Annotated in this window: 11 protein-coding genes; 6 read left to right on the top strand and 5 right to left on the bottom strand. The window is 57.7% G+C overall.

Going from position 1 to position 17386, the window contains the following annotated elements; all coding sequences use genetic code 11:
- Positions 1-8: 8 nt before the first annotated feature.
- From E1J53_RS04815 to E1J53_RS04795, 5 genes are all read right to left on the bottom strand, one after another.
- Positions 9-638 (bottom strand): DUF4159 domain-containing protein, encoded by a 630-nt coding sequence (locus E1J53_RS04815; RefSeq protein ID WP_368671731.1) that lies wholly within the window; start codon positions 636-638, stop codon positions 9-11.
- A 54-nt stretch (positions 639-692) separates the two neighbouring features.
- Positions 693-1397 (bottom strand): RsmE family RNA methyltransferase, encoded by a 705-nt coding sequence (locus E1J53_RS04810; RefSeq protein WP_134271819.1) that lies wholly within the window; start codon positions 1395-1397, stop codon positions 693-695.
- Between the two features lie 9 nt (positions 1398-1406).
- Positions 1407-1655, bottom strand: a complete 249-nt coding sequence (locus E1J53_RS04805) for a NifU family protein (protein WP_134271818.1) — start codon at positions 1653-1655, stop codon at positions 1407-1409.
- Between the two features lie 438 nt (positions 1656-2093).
- Positions 2094-2861 (bottom strand): response regulator transcription factor, encoded by a 768-nt coding sequence (locus E1J53_RS04800; RefSeq protein ID WP_134271817.1) that lies wholly within the window; start codon positions 2859-2861, stop codon positions 2094-2096.
- The gene (locus E1J53_RS04795; protein ID WP_134271816.1) at positions 2848-4239 is read right to left on the bottom strand and encodes a sensor histidine kinase KdpD; all 1392 of its coding nucleotides are present in this window, start codon (positions 4237-4239) and stop codon (positions 2848-2850) included. The genes E1J53_RS04800 and E1J53_RS04795 overlap by 14 nt, the downstream gene beginning before the upstream one ends.
- A 306-nt stretch (positions 4240-4545) precedes the next feature.
- On the opposite strand from E1J53_RS04795, the gene E1J53_RS04790 reads away from it, so the two are divergent.
- From E1J53_RS04790 to E1J53_RS24530, 6 genes are all read left to right on the top strand, one after another.
- Positions 4546-5322 carry a GLPGLI family protein gene (locus E1J53_RS04790; RefSeq protein WP_134271815.1) on the top strand — a complete coding sequence of 259 codons (777 nt, stop codon included), beginning with the start codon at positions 4546-4548 and terminating at the stop codon, positions 5320-5322.
- 100 nt (positions 5323-5422) lie between these two features.
- Entirely contained in the window at positions 5423-6178 is a 756-nt protein-coding gene (locus tag E1J53_RS04785; protein WP_134271814.1) for a GLPGLI family protein, read from the top strand.
- A gap of 101 nt (positions 6179-6279) precedes the next feature.
- On the top strand, positions 6280-8949 hold the full coding sequence (locus E1J53_RS04780) for a TonB-dependent receptor (protein ID WP_134271813.1): 2670 nt from the start codon (positions 6280-6282) through the stop codon (positions 8947-8949).
- A 364-nt stretch (positions 8950-9313) separates the two neighbouring features.
- A complete protein-coding gene (locus tag E1J53_RS04775) occupies positions 9314-10408 on the top strand; it encodes a hypothetical protein (RefSeq protein WP_134271812.1) in 1095 nt (364 codons plus the stop codon).
- On the top strand, positions 10405-11349 hold the full coding sequence (locus E1J53_RS04770; RefSeq protein WP_134271811.1) for a MoxR family ATPase: 945 nt from the start codon (positions 10405-10407) through the stop codon (positions 11347-11349). Before E1J53_RS04775 ends, E1J53_RS04770 begins: the two co-directional genes overlap by 4 nt.
- A gap of 58 nt (positions 11350-11407) precedes the next feature.
- A complete protein-coding gene (locus E1J53_RS24530; RefSeq protein ID WP_134271810.1) occupies positions 11408-17239 on the top strand; it encodes a carboxypeptidase-like regulatory domain-containing protein in 5832 nt (1943 codons plus the stop codon).
- Positions 17240-17386: the final 147 nt, after the last annotated feature.

Raw genomic sequence — 17386 nt, 5'->3', positions numbered from 1 at the left:
CCCGTGGGCTATTGCTCAAAGGCAAACTCGATCAGGTTGGCCCCCATCTCCAGGGCGGCCCGCCGAATTTCCGGTGGATCTTTATGCACCGATTCGTCTTCCCAACCATCCCCAAGATCGCACTGAAAGGAATAGAACACCACCAGCCGATCTTCGTAGAAAAGACCGTAGCCCTGAGGAGATTCCCCATCGTGCTCGTGGATTTTTGGCAGCCCGTTATTGAAGTCAAAGGTCTGATGATAGACCGGATGATCAAACGGAAGTTCCACCAGGCTTAATTCCGGGAAAACCTGCTGAAGGGCCACCCGCACGTAGGGATCCATACCGTAATTGTCGTCGATGTGCAGAAACCCTCCGGCGATGAGATAATTGCGCAGGTTTTCCGCTTCCCCGGCGTTGAACACCACGTTACCGTGGCCCGTCATGTGAATCCAGGGATAATTAAACAGTTCGGCACTGCCCACCTCCACCGTACCGTAATCGGTGGCGAACCTGGTGCCCAGTTGGTCGTTGCAGAAGGCGGCCAGATTTGGCAGGGCCGTGGGATTGGAATACCAGTCCCCTCCTCCGTTGTATTTCAAAAGCCCCAGCCGCAAATTGGCCGTCTCTACCCGGGGAGCATCCGTCCAGGAAGACATTCCCAGCAAGCAAAGTGGAAGGAGAAAAACGAGCAGCATCTTTTGCAACATAGTTTACCAATTCTTTTGTTCAACGGTCAAAACGGCGGTGATGGCGGCGGTTTCGGTCCGCAAGCGGTTGGGCCCCAGACTTACCCACGCGTATCCCCGGGATTTCGCCAGCTCCGCTTCGGAGGGACTGAACCCGCCTTCCGGGCCAATGAATACTCTAACGTCCTGACCGGTCGGGCAGGTATCCCGCAGCAGCGGAACTTCACGGTCACCAAGGTAGGCGAAAAAACCAGCCGTTTCTGCCGGCAACTCCGGCATCACCTCGGCGAATTTCCCAGCGGGATGCAGCACCGGAAGCCAGGCGCGCAGGCTTTGCTTCATGGCCGACTCCAGCACCCGTTCGAGCCGGTCCGGACGCAACCGGCTGCGTTCGCTGTGATCACTAATGATGGGGAAAATCTCGTCTACCCCGATTTCGGTGGCCTTTTCCAGCATCCACTCAAAACGGTCAATGTTTTTTGTCGGAGCCACGTAAAGGGAAAGTCGGTGACTGGCCCGTGGGGCATAATCGAAGGCGGGTTCTACTTCCAGGACGCAGCGCCGCTTCCCTAAATCGGAAATCACCGCCCGGAACCAACTTCCCTTCCCGTCCACCAGGGTAAGCTCGTCTCCCACCCGCTTACGCAGCACCTGGGTGACGTGACGGGCTTCCGCCTCACGCAACTCAAAAATTCCCGGCCGGATGTCGGGGTCATAAAATAATTGCACGGGCGTCGATCAGTTTACCGCCACTACGCCGGCGATTTCGGGGAGACTTCGCTTCAGGGTTTCTTCTACGCCCGCCTTCATGGTCATCGCGGTCATACTACAGCCATTACAGGCACCCAACCACTTGATTTCCACAATCTTAGCATCCGAAATGCTCACCACCTCAATGTTTCCACCATCGATCGCCAGGTGGGGGCGCACGTCATCCAGGGCTTTATCAACGCGGCTAATCCAGTCTTCTCGTTCGGTTGCCGTCATATGGCGGGAAGTATTTTGTTTGCAGGCTAAAGGTAGAACGTTTTTGCGTTCCTCCTGGTTGTCCCGCCGAAGAATACTTCGGCATCGACGGTAATCCCAATATCTGTAGATTGAATCGAAGGGTCAAATTCTCTTTTTGGCCAATAGCTCCCTAAATCACTGGTTGTGTCGTTCCCCACTCGCACTGGAAGTGCACGACCGGGCAATCCTTCCATCTTTTGGCGCGGAGCGCAGGTGCAGAGTATTTGGGTATGGCAGGGGTTAACTGGTTCGGGGGTCAGCATCGACACTCGCACGGGGAGTACTCGGCGGGGCAATCCTTCCATCCTTCGGTACTCGCACTGGAAGTGCTCGACCGGGGCAATCCTTCCATCCTTCGGCACTCGCTCTGGAAGTGCTCGACCAAGCAATTCTTCAATCCTTCAATCCCTCCCTCCTTCAATCCTTCCCCTTTTCCACCACGAAGCGGTAGCCCACTCCCCGGAGGGTGAGAATCTTGACCGCCGTGTCCTTCATGAGCATCGAGCGCAATTTGCGCACGTAAACGTCCAGGGTTCGGGAATTGAAGAAACCGTCGTCCTGCCACAGGTCAAGCAGGATGCGTTTCCGCTCAATGACGGCTTGCCCCCGCGAGCGCAGGAAAAAGCGGAGGAGTTCCGCCTCCCGGTGGGTGAGCAAAAACTCTTCGGCCACTTCATCTCCCACGTACCTGAGCAGTTTCAGGGAACGGTAATCAAACAGGAAACTGGAAAAGCGATACACCTCTTCCGAGCCCGAAGCGGCTTTGGCTTCCCGCGGCTTTGCGGGGGCAAGGCCATTCTTCTGTGACTTTGACCGATTCATGTCCACGAGGTTCTGCATCCTTACCAGCAGTTCTTCCATACTGAAGGGCTTACGTACGTAATCGTTACCTCCGGCGGCAAAGCCTTCCAGGGCGTCCTTGGCCGCCACTCGCGCCGTCAAGTACAGAATGGGTAAATCCTGCCGCTGCTCGCGAATGTGCCGACCGATGGCGAAACCATCGTCTCCCGGCAACTGTACGTCCAGAACGGCAATATCGTAGCGGTCCAGGGCATCCAGGGCCTTACTGGCCGCTTTCCGGTCAACGAACCAGTCGATACTCAGGCCCCGGCTCTCCAGGCTTTCCTTTACAATGCGCCCTAACAGGGCTTCATCCTCTACGTACAGTACCTTAAGGTCGGTCAAAACGGGGTAGTTCTACGGTAAATAAGGCGCCGCCAACGGAGCTGGCATTTTCCAGACTGATCCATCCACGGTGGGCTTCGACAATCTGCCGGACAAAACTAAGTCCCAGGCCGTGTCCCTTGGTCCGGTGCCCCTCATCGGGACGGACAATGCGGTAAAAACGCTCAAAGACCCTGCTCCGTTCAGCCAGCGGAATACCCGGGCCATTATCCGCTACGGACAGACTCAGCGAAGCCTCCCCACCGGTCAGGACCACCCGAATATCCCGGGGGTCTCCTCCGTACTTGCAGGCGTTATCCAGGAGGTTGTACACGAGGTGGAAAAGATAGTTGGGGTCCGCCCACAGTACGGGGTTGGTATGTACGTCCAGCTGCAACTGGTGGTCTTCCAATTCGTAGCGCAGCCGCAGTCCCCGCCAGGACTCCTGGATCACCTTTTCCAGGTCTACTTCCTCCTTCTCCAGCCGGGCGTCCAGCGCACCGGCCTGCAACGCATCGATGGCGCGATCCGCCATTTGGTCCAACCGCTTGAGTTCCGATTGACCAATCGAAAGGTAATCTGCTCTCCGCACGGGGTCGTCATCGGCGCCAAAGAGGTTCAGCGCCTCCAGGGCCACGCCAACCGTGGCAATCGGTGTTTTGAGTTCGTGCGCCACGTTGGCCACCAGAGCGTCCTTCTGCCGGAGCTGAATCTCCTGGTCCCGAAGGTTGCGGTAGGCCGTGGCGAACGAAAATCCCGTTGCACCAAAGAGAAAAAAACCAAAGAGAAACTCCGGCAACATACCCAGCATTAGCTGGCGAGCGTAACCGAGCATCTCGTACTGCCGGGCATTATTCGAAAATTGAGAATTGATACTTCGGGCGGTAACCACCACATTATCCGGTGCCTCCCCGTCTTTAATGGCGAATAAAAGCACCCCAAATTTTTCCTGGATTTTCTTCTCTACCATTTCGGGCAGTTCATCCAGCGAAACACCATCTTCCCGGAAGAAAAACCTGGAGGTCACCTGCTCCCCTAGCTGGTCCACGGAGATGGTGACCAGTTTGGGCAGTCCATCTTCACTTTTTTCAAATTGCTCCACCTTAACGTCGGGGAACCGGAGTCCGGTAGCCGCCGCCTTCCGCTTTCGCAGTTCGGCGGGTAATCTGTCCGGTTGAACCTCAAATTTCACATTGGGCTGATCGATATCCACCTGATTAATGATCATGGCCCGCAGTCCGTGGACCACAAAGTCTTCACTGATGATGCGGTTCACCTCCGTTTCCACGGCGTCCCGCAGCTGGTCGCGGTCACTGGCAAAGGACTGATACCACCACACAACCAAAAGGGAGGCCAGGAGCATCATGATGAGCGAGAAGGAAATTTTCTGTCGTTGCATACAGCAAAGAAAATGCCCTAAACCACTGAAAACAAGCAAATTAACCTTAATTAACCTTGTTTGGGAATCGCTAACCCTGGCGCGGGTTGTCCGTGATTACTTTTGTAATCGTTGGCGGTGAGGTGAATCCATTCTGGCTCGCCGGTTATTCACCCCACCCCGACGACGAATGGCGTAATCCTCCGGTCAACTGACGGGATACGCGGCATTTCCCAGGGACATTGCACCTGCGCTTGCGCCATCTGCTGAGAGTCCTTCACGATTTGTCTAACCACAACCTTAAACACTCATTCAACGCTTGGCAAAATGCATAAATACTTCCTCATCTTTCTGGTATTCTTTCTTTTCGGCCTTCACCTCAGCGCCCAGGTAGAATACGGCACGATTACCTACATCCGGACCAGTCAGGTTAACGTGGATGCCGGACAGGGCGAAACGGTCAACAAGGAGCTGAAAGAAATGATGGCCAAAATGGCCGCCAGTGGTGCCTTTACGGACACCTATCTGGCCACCTTTACGCCCGACGGATTTAACTTCGTGGAACAGGAAAAAGAGCACAGTCGCAACCAAATGGAAACCGCTGGCGGCATGACGATTGTGGTCGAAACCGGTCCGGCCAACCTTACCCATCACCACACCGACGTCAAGGCCGGTACCGTGACCAACACCGACTACATCTTCGACAAACAATTTCTCGTATCCGGCGAAACGGAAACCATTGACTGGACCCTCACCAAGGAGAAAATTTCTCCCAGCGAAGCCACCGCCGGCCTGGATCTCCTGGTCGCCACGGGCATTTCCGCCACTACCGGTGACACGCTGCGGGCCGGTTACGCCCCCTCCCTTCCCGTGCAGGTAGGGCCGAAAAACTACTTTGGTCTGCCCGGGGCCATCATTACCCTGGAAGTGAAAAATGGCAGTCGGAATTATCGCTATCAGGCCACCGGGATTTCCCTGAGCGGAGAGCCGCTGTCCATTACCCCTCCGAGCGAGGGAAAAGCGATCGGACAGGAGAAATTTCGTAAAGAATGGAAGAAACGACAGGGGTCGGTTAAACGGATGATGATACGGGGTGTCCAGTAAAAAGTGTCGTTCGTCGATTTCTTCGGTTAAAACGGCCAATGAGCATACTGTTTGCCGCAGTTTTGCGCATCTTTTTTAAAGAAGAATCATTTAAGGCTGTATGAAGTACACGAAATTACCCCTGATCGCCCTGCTAATGTTGTTTTTTGCCCCCGCCCTTCGGGCGCAAATCTCCAGTGGCACCATTGACTACAACGAACGCTACTACTTTGAGATGGGCGACTGGATGCCCAAAGACCGCAAGGACGAAATCATGAAGCGGATGGCCGACGGTGAATTTGACCGGGTGGGCCGGGTGACCTTCAACGAAGAAGCCTTCAGTTATCAGCAGTTGCCGGCCGAAAACACCGGCGGAGGTGGTCGTGGCGGCTGGTGGATGCGCAACCAGGAGAACCCCGACATCTACTACACCAACCTGAAAGACTCCACGGTTACCGACCGCCGTCGGGTGATGGATCGCGCCTTCATTATGGAGGACGAGTGGGTCGCCCCGAAGTGGAACATCGCCAAGGCCGACATCGGTATGCGGGAAATCCCCCTGCCCACCAAGCTGGCCACGGCCGTAAGCATTGAGGGAGACACGCTCACCGCCTACTACACCCCCAGCATTCCCGTAAGCGTCGGTCCCCGCGGCTACGGTGGTCTGCCCGGCGCCATTGTGTACCTCAAAGTGCAAAATGAGGGCCGCTACACCGAGTACAAAATGCTGACCATGCAACCCAGCGGAGAAGCCCTGACCATCGAGCGCCCCGCCGACGAGCAGGTCATTACCCGCGAGAAATTCGAAAAAGAAATGGCCCGTGCCCGCGAAATGATGGAACGCCGTCGCCGCAGTTGGCAAAGAGGTAGAAATTAATTTTTGCGCTGGAGGAGCAGACATTCCCGCCGCACCGATGCTTCCGGGCATGCCTGCTCCCCCATCGCCACGTTCACTTTCCTTCCAATAACCCCAGCCTTATGAGAAACCTTTTTACCCTGCTTTTAGTCTTTTCGTCCTTGTTTGCAGTGGCCCAGACTGAAATCAGTGCCACCGTGGTGGATACCACCGGCATGACCCTTCCGGGTGCCAACGCCGTACTGCTGCGCAGCACCGACAGCCTCCTGACCGCCTTCGGTACTACCGACGGCAAGGGAGAATTTCTGATGCAGAACGTAAAACCCGGAGAGTACCTGCTCCGCGTGACTTTCCTCGGTTATGAGCGCCCCGACCAAAAACTCAACATCACCGAAGATGACCAGTTTCTCGGTCTCGGTGAACTCAAAATGTACCCCGCCGGCTTCTTCCTCAACGGCGTGGAAGTAACCGCCGACCGCATTCCAATCCGGATGAAGGGCGACACGATGATGTACGACGCCGATGCGTTCGCCGTGGGCGAAAATGCCGTGGTGGAAGACCTCCTGCGTCGACTTCCCGGAATGAGCGTGGACGCCAACGGGCAAATCACCTGGCGGGGAAGACCCGTCAACGAAGTGCTGATCAACGGTAAGCCCTTCTTCGCCGGTAACTCTACCCTGCTTACGCAAAACCTTGACGCCAAGGCCGTTCAGAACGTCGAAGTCTTTGACCAGCAGACGGACGCCGAGGAAGTCTCGGGGGTAGACGACGGACAGGACAACACCACCATCAACCTGGAGATGAAGGACGAATTCAAGGCCAAAGTATTTGGTGACCTCTACGCCGGTTACGGTACGGAGGAGCGATACCAGGCCGGGGGTAAGGGTTTCCGCATCAGCGACGTTTCCCAGCTCGGTATTCTCGGAACCATCAACAACATCAACCGGGTAGGTTTCTCCGGAGACGAGATCGCCGAATTTAACGGCAATTCCGGCCGCGGCCGCTTCACCCGCTTCGGTGACGACGGCAACCTGCCCGTCAGCGGCGGCGATGCCGCTGGACAAAACCGAAGCCTGGCTGCCGGCGTCAACTTCGGCCGCTCGATCGGCAAGAACGGTCAGCTGACCGCCGACTACGCCCTCTTCGACCGCACCCAGGCCCAGCAGGCCACCACCCGGGAAGCCTTTACCCGGGCCGACGACAAACGAAACACCGAAACCGTACAGACCAACGCCAGCGACAGCTACAGCCACCGCATCGGTTTTGAATACCGGCAAAAAGTGGACAGCGTGGGCCGGCTGCGGGTAAACGGTTCCGGTTTCATCACCGGCGGGGCCAACAACAGCCTGGCCAACACCATCATTGAAGGCGAAGATTTCACCGAAGACTACAGCGTTGATCAGCGGACGACCAACGAACGCCCCGGAGGTGACATTCGAGCCAGCTACAACACCCGGATCGGCAAAGAGGAAGGCCGGACCTTCCAGGCTTCCGTGGACGGTAGCTACAACGAAACGACCAACGACCTGATCCTGACCACCGCCGGACTGGGCGAAGAACTCGCCATCCCCGGTGCGCTGGCCAACGGCCAGCAATTCCAGGACCAGCTGACCGTCAACACTTCCTACGGCGGGCGACTGAACTTCACCGAACCCCTCTCGGAAAAGTGGCGCCTGTCATTGACGACCAACTACGAATTTGATCAGAACGAAGGAGATTATGACTTCCGCCTCGACGAGGACGAAACCGAGAACCTCCTGACCAGAACCTGGAACGGATACACGGGTACCGTCTCGCTGGTCCACCCCTTCGGCCGGGGCAATAACTTCTCTTTCGGCACGGGATACCAGAGCAAAGAGCTGGGCCTGGAGGGCGACGTCATGCGCAGCGAACGCTTCAACTACATTCTGCCCAACGCACGACTCCGCCTGCGCCTGAAGAAGGGCTTCTTCAGTTCCAGCTTCAACACCAGCGTAAGCGCACCCTCCGTTAACCAGCTGCAGACCATCGCTCAACCCGGAAGCACCGGTCGGGTCACCATCGGTAACGCCGATCTGGAACCCGCCGTACGCCACTCCTTCCGGACCTTCCTCTGGTTCAACGATCAGTACCGCGCCATCAGCGCCAACGCCAACCTCTCGGCCACCTACACGGACAATGCCTTCGGTAACTCCGTGACCTTCACCCGCGGGCAGCAGATTTACCAAACGGTAAACGTCAGCCACGCCTGGACGGGTAACGCCTTCTTCGGCTCGACCATCGGCATGAACTTCATCAACGGGGAATTCCGGGTGGACGCCAGCATTATCGGCAGCCGGGGCCAGGGCTTTGTCGACGGAGAAAGCCAAACGAACATCTCCACCACGGCCTCCCTCGGGGGTAACATCACCTCGGAGCTGAACGAGGACAGCTTCATCAAACTGGGCTACACCTACACCACCAACCGCAACGCCTTCAGTGATGATACTTCGCCCGTCATTGAAACCGTGACCCACGACCTACTGGCGCAATTTGAGCTGGAGGTCAATCCCCGCTGGCGTCTGGAAACCCGCTTCCTGTACCGCTTCTTCGAAGATGCGGGCTTCACCGGAAGCACCGACATTCCTGATCTCCGTGCCGCCCTGGAGGTACGGCCCTTCAAGAAGGCGCGTCACTACTTCCGGATTGCCGCCTTCGACCTCCTCGATCAGAACACCGTCATCAACCGGACGGCCCAGGCCTTCGTGAACTCCGAAACGACCAGCGACGCCCTCGGTCGCTACTTCCTCTGCACCTTCTTCTACCGTCTCTAAGGCCGAGAAGATCGTAAGGTGACGATGGCCCGGAAAGAAGTTGGAATATCCTACTCACTTTCCGGGCCATTTCATTATCTGGAGCACGTCTTCCCATCGTCCGGCTGTTCTTTTTGGACACAGCGATTCCAGCATTGAAGCGCTTGAAACCAAGCGAGAAGAAGCCGAGCAAAGTCGTCCATTTAGTGGGCCCGAGGGGCAGGTGCCAGGGTTGCCCGGATGGCCAGGTTAGTGGGAATTAAGCGACCCTTGGGCTGCCCGCCCCATCATTTTTGCTCCTTGCCAAAATTCCCGGCACCCGCACGCCGTTGCAATTGACGGAAAACATTGTATTTTTCCGACTACATCACAGCCTACCCATACTATGTCCTCCGCGTTTAAGGAGATTCGAGACCTCGTTGCTTTACCCGATATCGATGCTGCCCTGGTGCAGCTACGGTCCGTGGTGCAGCAAGTGGCTCCGGAAAGGGAAGATGCGGTGGTGCAGCTGACCTCCCGCCACAACGACCAGGAGCGGCGAATCACGAACGGAGAGATCCTGGAGTTTCACGTGAGCACCTACCGGGCTCAGGTAGCCGGCGATCTGTTACGACTGGTTAGCTCCATCGAAAATCGCCAGGAGGACCCCGCCGGACTGCCGGAAAGACATCCGGTGGACATCTTTCATGCCTACACCATCAACCGGGAAGACCAGATGGATGATTTGCTGGATTTCCGCTGTAGTGACGAGCAGTGTCAATTCTTCATCCTCCAGGGAGACGATCGCCACGAGCACGAACACTTTTTCGAGCGGGTGGCCCACGATCTGATGGGACACTTCCGGGACATCGATAACCCGGATCTCCTCAACCCCGTTTCCGTGGAACGGCTGACTCCCTACGTGGTTTCCCGCCGCCGAAAACCCGAAGAGTATCGCCAGGAAATTCTGGTAAGACTTTACGATAAGGCCGGACTTAACGCGGACGCCCACGGGCCACTGATGGATAAAACCCTTCAGTATTTCTGGGAAAACTCTCCCCGCGTGAACGCGCTGGAGAAGGGGGATATCGTTACCGTTTTCTTCCGGCTGGAAGACCAGGACCGAAAGCCGGAGCTGGCTGCCGAAACCGTCACCTGGTTCATCGAACATATCCGCAGTCATCCCCTTCCAGAATCCGCGCCCCAGTTTCTGTTTTTCTTCTCCTTTGAGTTCAACGAAAGGCGGGCGGAACGCGCCGAATCCGTCCGGCAAGCCGTCCAGGACATTGCGGGGGCCTGCGTCATTTCGGAATTTGAGAAGGTCTGGTGCGACGACGTCGTCAACTGGTTGAAACGCTACCGGAAGGTCCTCACCGAGGGAGACAACCCCCGCATTTTCGGAGAAAGCATCTTCGACCCGGATACCCCCCATTACATGGCCGTGATCAACCCCGAGATCCAGCGCCTCATCAACGATTACAACGAAAAGCTAATATCATGAGCTTCACCATCCGCGACGCCCGGCCGCCGGCCTTCGAGCCGGCCAAATACATCCTGACCGACGAATTGCGGCTTGCCGTGGAGACGGCCATTGCCCTCGGGCAGCCGCTGCTGGTGACCGGCGCCCCTGGCACCGGAAAGACGGAGCTGGCCTACAAAGTGGCCGCGGACCTGGCGGCCGCCAACGATGCGCACGGGCTTAATTTTGCGCCCACCCCCCACATCTTTAATACGAAAACGACCGTGGAGGCCCGGGACCTGTTTTATACTTACGATGCCCTCGGGCACTTCCGGGCCGCCAACCTCAAGGAAGGGGACGCCGAATCCGCACAGGTTCGTCACTTTTTGAAGCTCCAGGCCCTGGGGCTGGCCATCGCCCGCTCCCGGAGCGACGCTGCTCCAGATTTTCCCTTACGCGGAGAGGAGCATCTAGATCAGAGCAGCGTTGTGCTCATTGACGAGATCGATAAGGCCCCAAGGGATCTGCCCAATGACCTGCTCAACGAGATCAAGCATTACACCTTTGAGGTTCGGGAACAGGGCAACCGCCGGATTACGGCCAATCCCGAGCGGCGGATCGTCATCATCATGACGTCCAACTCGGAAAAGAACCTCCCCAACGCCTTTCTGCGGCGTTGCGTATTCCACCACATCGAGCGCCCCGACGCCGAAACCCTCCTGCGAATCGCCAAGGCCCAGCTGGGGGAGCACAATCGGTACACCGAGTCTGCCCTCAAGGACCTGATCAAGTATTTTCAGGATCTGCAGGCCCAGGACTTGCGAAAGAAACCGTCCACGGCCGAACTGATCGCCTGGTTGCGGATGCTGGCGGTGATGAATCCCGACGGCAAGATTGACAACGTTCAACCCGGCATTCACCAGCTGTCCATCCTCGTCAAAACCGAAGAAGACCGCCAGAAACTCCGGGAGCTTTACGGCTAAGGCCGACCACACGGATTGCTGAACAACGACCATCGTCATCGCAGAACCAACCCACATATTGCCCCTGGAGGGATTGTTCCTCCGGCTCGAAGCCGCTGGCTTCGAGATCACCCCCGCCGACCGGCTGCGGGTGTACCGGCTATTGCGGGCCTTTGGTCCTGACCGGCTGAAAAAGCCCGAGGAGCTGGGGTTGATTCTGGGGCCGGCGTTGTGCAAGAATGGTGGGGAACAGGCCGTTTTTGCCCGAATTTTCGCGACCTACCTCGAGGAGCTGAAGGAAACCCGTCCGGTTATCGGACATCCGCAAGCGGCAGGAGAGCAGACGACGGATAAGAAAGTCCGGCGGTGGTTCGACCGGGCCTGGCCCTACGTCATGCTGGCGTCTTTTGCCCTGGCCGCCATCTCCTTCTTCCTCATCCGGGATTATTTACGGACCACGGGCGAAACTACGGTAAGCATTACCGGGCCGAACACGGCCCGGATCGACGAAGCCATCGTCTTTACCAACAGTTCCTACTTTCCGGGACTGGACAGCACGGACCTGCGGTGGACCTGGACCGTCACCAGTGGCCCGACGGGAGACACGATCCTCGTGGACAGCACCAACTGGGACCTACCCTACCGGGTCGCCCCGATTGTGGACGAAGCGGCCCAGCAGTTAATCACCCTGGAGGTGTGGGCGCCCCAGACCAGCAGTAATGGTCGGACCATCAAGTATCTCGACGTCCGGTGCAGCAACCCTCCCCCCCTGATCGGCATCGAACTACCGGAAAGTCTGGCCGATTACTCCCCCGAAAACGAATACGATTTTACGGCGCTTTTCGACGATGAGCTACTCGCCACCCTGGGCTACCGCCCCGAGGATTACGAATACAAATGGACCGTGGACGGGGAAAGTCAGGGACGAGACCGTACCCTGGCGATTAAGCTCCCCGCCGAGAAACGATATGAAATTGCGGTGACGGTATCCCTTCGGCGGGCGGTAGCTCCCTGTGAGATTACCCACCTCACGGACGTACTCACCGGAATCGAAAAGGTGACGGTGCCCACCTATGCCTTCCTTCCCGTTACCCACGACCGCAACGCCGGCATCCGTTCCTGGCTGCCGTGGACACTTGGCGGACTATGGCTACTGCTATTTGTTTGGGGTTTTCGTCGGTGGTGGAAGCAAGTCAAAGAACTGGAGCAGGCTGCCCGGGAAGAAGCCGAATTGCGCAAGCGAGCCGAAGAACGGGTGCTTGCCGTGGCCCCCGACCGGCCACCCTACAAGATTCCCTGGGTAAGTCAGACAAAAAACATCCCCCTGGAGACCAGCCATCTGCGGCTGGCCCGGGCCATGCGGGAGCGGGCCAGTGAGGAAGGCGCCAGGGTACTGAACGTGCCCGCCACGCTTAAAGCAACCATCAACAGTGGTGGTTTTCCCAACGCCCGCTTCTCCGCCAAGAGTTTTGCCAGTGAATACGTCCTGCTGATCGACGAGGTGGACCCGAAAAGTCACCGGGGTCGGCTCTTTCGGCGCCTTTCCGCCGAGCTTACCCGGCGGGACGTCTACGCGGAGGTCTACTACTACCAGCACCAGCTGAACCGGTGCTGGAACGAGCGGGAACCGGACGGGTTAGCCATCGAAGAACTCGCCCAGAGGTTCGGGGGGCAGCGGTTGCTCATTCTCGGCGACGCCCACGAGTTACTCGATCATGCCGCCAAGGGGGTGCCCAGCATTGCCCCCCATCACCTGCAGTGGATTTCGGCCTTCCCCCAACGGCTGATCCTTACGCCCATCGCGCCCGTAGACTGGGGGTTTCAGGAAAAACTCCTTTTCCAACACTTCGGGCTGTTTCCGAGCGACAGCGAGGGCATCTTCCTGGCCGCCGAAAAGCTGGAAAACCATCAACTAGAGCTCGGTGGAAACTTTGACCACTTCCGGGAGAAGATGCGGGAAAAGCGGATTGACGAATCCATCAAAGACTTCCGGTGGCGGGACGGAGAGGACGTGATGGATTATTTCGCCACCGATCCGGCACTACAAACCTGGGCCCGGGCGCTGGCCGTGTACCCCAACCCCAACCTTGACCTGACGGTGGCCATCGGACACAGCTTGTCTTCGCAGGACGTAGAGGTCAACTACGATAACCTACTAAAAATCAGTCGTTGGCCCGCCCTGGACGAGGGTTACATCAGTAGCGGGGTCCGGGAAGACCTGTTGGAGGGCATCGACCCGGAGGTCGAACGGCTAGCCCGGGAAACCGTAGCCGAGGAATTACGGCGGGCCCGGCCCGCCGCGGCGGGAGGGTACGCCGAACAGCAGCTGGACAACATCCTGGTCGTTCAGCGCTACCTCCTCAACAAGGGGGATAATCAACTTAAGAAGGAACTTCACTACCTCATTGATGCCGACGTCCTGGACGACGCCCTACTCGATGATCTGGAACGAGAAATTGAACGGGAATACCAGGATACTTCCGGAAAGGGTGCTGAGCAAGCTTCGCTGAAAGGTGCCGCCATGGAGGCCCTGGAAGATGGACTGAAGCGTAGCAGGAAAGCGCTGGTGAAAGGTGAGCCCAGAGCCGCCCTGGAAGTGATCCAGCCCATTTTGACTAGTGATTTTTCGGCTTATCTGGACGAATGCTACTTCTATCGGTTCCGCGTTTCTGGCATTGAGTACGATAACCGGCGGGGGGTGTTAAGCCCAGAAGAGTCCAGCATCGCCACCAATCGGGTCACATTGGCGATACTGGAATGGTTATCGTTGATCGAAAAGGAAGCCCCCGACAATTATGGAGCCGCCCCCGCAGAGGAAAGTGAATTCGTTCGCGTGCGGGAAACCCTGGCCAGGGGGGAACTTCTTCCCGCCATTGAAGGAGCGCTGGCCGTTGGAGAGTCCCAGGAAAGACTTTCCCTGAACGAGTTGGCAATGTTACAGAACCAGGCAGCAGACCTGGAGAAACGCTGGCGCTCCGGGATGATCGCCTACCAGGAAAAGGAAATAGAACGGAACCGAGCCGCGATGGGCCTGCTGGAACTGCTTCGCCAGGCGGAGGCCGGCCAGGCGACGGCCGGGCAAGAGCCGGCCAGCGAAGAGCTCCCCAGCGTAATCGTGGAAGCCTTTGTAGAGAGAAAACAGTACACCCAGGCGCTGGGCTACCTGGCGGGATTCATCAATGAACGTGCGCCGCAGTACGCCGAAGAACATGAGCGTTTAAGGGACCAGAACCTGTCCATCCTGAAGATGAGCAGTCCGCCGCCGCTCAAGCAGACCAAGCAACGAGCGACCACCAAATCAACCCCCTTCCGCTTCGGGGAACAAAATCTCGCCGACGGGCTGCTGGCCCTGGCCGCAAAGCTGGACGATTACGTTTCCGAGCGCGCGCAATCCTCCAACATTTCCCCCGAGCAAACCCTTTCGGAGCCCCCCACCCTCGAGGAATATTTCCGTCCCGAGCCTACGAATCTGGGTGAAAAAGACGCTCCGGAAGAGGAAGAAGAAGAAATTACCTTTGACAAACCGAAGTGGTTTCCGATGATGATCGGGGTGAGCTTCTGGATTGTGCTTTTCCTGCTCTTCGCGCTGTACCGGTGGCACAATACTCAGGATTTGTATTCGGCCATGGAGGACTATCCGGTACTGGATTTGATTGCCGAAGACCGGGGGCCGACCAGTGATTACGCCCGAGCGCACGTACAGGCCCTGACGGCCTACGACAACGGAGAGTACGCCACCTTCAAGGACAAGATCGTGGAGGCCCAGGAGGCCTACCCTGATGGCCGATACACCCTGGCCGAGATCAACCAGCTCATCGGCATCTACAACGAGTGCGCCGAATTCTTCAATACCGAGCATCTTCCCGGACTGGATACGCTGGGGGATGACGATAATTTCTGGGGGCTGCTCCTGCACTGGTACGAACGGCAGATCAACTTCAGTATCGATTCCACCAATGCAGAATTACTTGGCATGCAGCTTAATTTCGGGCATTTGGGCGGACTGATGCGGTATTACGCCATCCGGGCGGAGGAAGGTTCCAACGTGGCCAAGAACCGGTTGCGGGAAGATTATTCCGGAGGTATGTGGGATCAATACTTCGACACCCTGTCTTACCGGCCAAACCTCGCCACCTTGCTGGACCGGGAGGCCACCCGGGTAGTGGACATCAACGGAGCCGAATTAGCGGACGGAGGGTTAAGAATTACCACCAGCTATTACCTCCAGTCTTCCACCTCACAGCGAAGGGGTATTCTGGCGGTAATTGCCAGTGGGGAAAGTCCTGACTTATTTCCCATCGAAATTGACCCGGACCTCACCACGGCGTCCATCGATTTGGAAGGCGGTGATTTTGAGGGAACTTCTGATTCTTTGCGGGTGATCATCGAGGAATTTAAGGCGGGGGACTGGGTGACCGAAGCCGCAAAGACCATTGCCTTCCGTCACGTCTGGGCACCCACCCAGCAGGTTCCCGTACAGCAGCCCCCGCAAACCACGACCGAGGAGACCAGGCTCCTGATAAAACTCCTGGACGAAACCACCCGACAGCCCATTGCCGGAGCCGGAGTGGTTGTGTATCCCATCCGTCGGGGAGAAACGGCTCCCAATCTCAGAACCCGACTGGCTTCATTCCTGAGAAATCGACAGAACCCGCTTCCCGCCATTTCTCTCATCACGACCCCCAGCGGGGTAATTGAATTGGCCCCAACCCCCGAAGAAGTCTCGGGCTATTTGATTTCTCCTGCCGGATATGGCTTCCAGTTAATTGCGGCAGAGGATCTTTCCTCGAGCACCGTTCCCCTGTATTTCCAGTCGACCTCGCCCCCCATTGACAATCCCTCCGCCAATAATATCATCATCCAGGTGGTGGATGATGCCGACGGTAGTGTGATTACCGGTGCCCGCCTGGTGGTGGAGCGGGGGAACTCGCAGGAAGTGGTGAATACCGATGAGATTACGGGAATTTACCAGCTGAGCGTCCCCGAAGCAGGGGAAGAAGACCTCCTCGTGACCGCCTCCTATTCCGGATATCAGGACCGTACGGTCAATCTTCGCGACCCCGTGCAGCGGACGCCACAGACCCAACAGGGGCCGCCCTCCGCGGACGCAGGTTACCTCACCATCCGCCTACCGCGGGAAGCCAACGCCAGTACGTTTATTTTACGTTCCGGCGAACGCCGTCGATTAACCCAGGCGGCCTCTCCCCTGCGGGTGGACCGCTTCATTGTGGAGGGTGACGCCGTGATCGAACTGGCCGCTGACGTGCGGGAATTCATCATCATTGCCGAAAGTGTAGACATTGACGGCGTGCTGCAGATCACAAGTGAAAAATCCGTTGCGCGTCAAGCCTCTCCCGGCAGTAATGGTGCTAACGCCGGCGCGGACTGCGCTCAGGGGCGCCCGGGCCAGGCCGGCCGGGACGGCGTGGACGGACAGTCCGGGCCCAACCTGCGCATTAATTTTGCCACGATTCTCCGCCTCGACGGAATGGTCGTAACCCTGGATGGCCAGAACGGTGGTCAGGGTGGAGATGGAGGTCAGGGTGGCCGGGGAGGTAACGGCAGCTGTGCGCTGCTTTGCCCCGCCGGATCCGGTGGCGCAGGGGGCCAGGGTGGCCGCGGTGGTAACGGTGGAAACGGTGGTAACCTGGTCATTGAGCGCTTTGGCTTCCCGCTAAAATATTCGGGGGCGACCAACCTTAATCAACTGATCAAGTTCAGCGCCAACCCCGGCATCAGTGGCCGGGGCGGACAGGGTGGCCAGGGTGGTCGCGGTGGCAACGCCGCGGAGCCCAGGGTGCTCCCCCCCTGCCCCACTAATTTCCAGAAACCGGGGGCACCGGGCCGGGAAGGCAACACGGGAGGACGGGGATATAACGGAAAAGCGGGAAGCCTGATCGATAACCGGTAGCCTGCAGGTAGCCCAACCAGTATTTCAGGGTACCTCAACCTGGCTGGCGTCCTGGCCTAAAGCCGGCACCTGCGTCCGCGACAAAAGGTCGGCCCCCTTATGCTCTGCCGGGGGCAACGCCCGTGGTAACATAGCCAGCTTCATATT

Source organism: Lewinella sp. W8 (assembly GCF_004375085.3).
GTDB lineage: Bacteria > Bacteroidota > Bacteroidia > Chitinophagales > Saprospiraceae > Neolewinella.
This window is presented reverse-complemented; position numbering and strand designations above follow the sequence as displayed.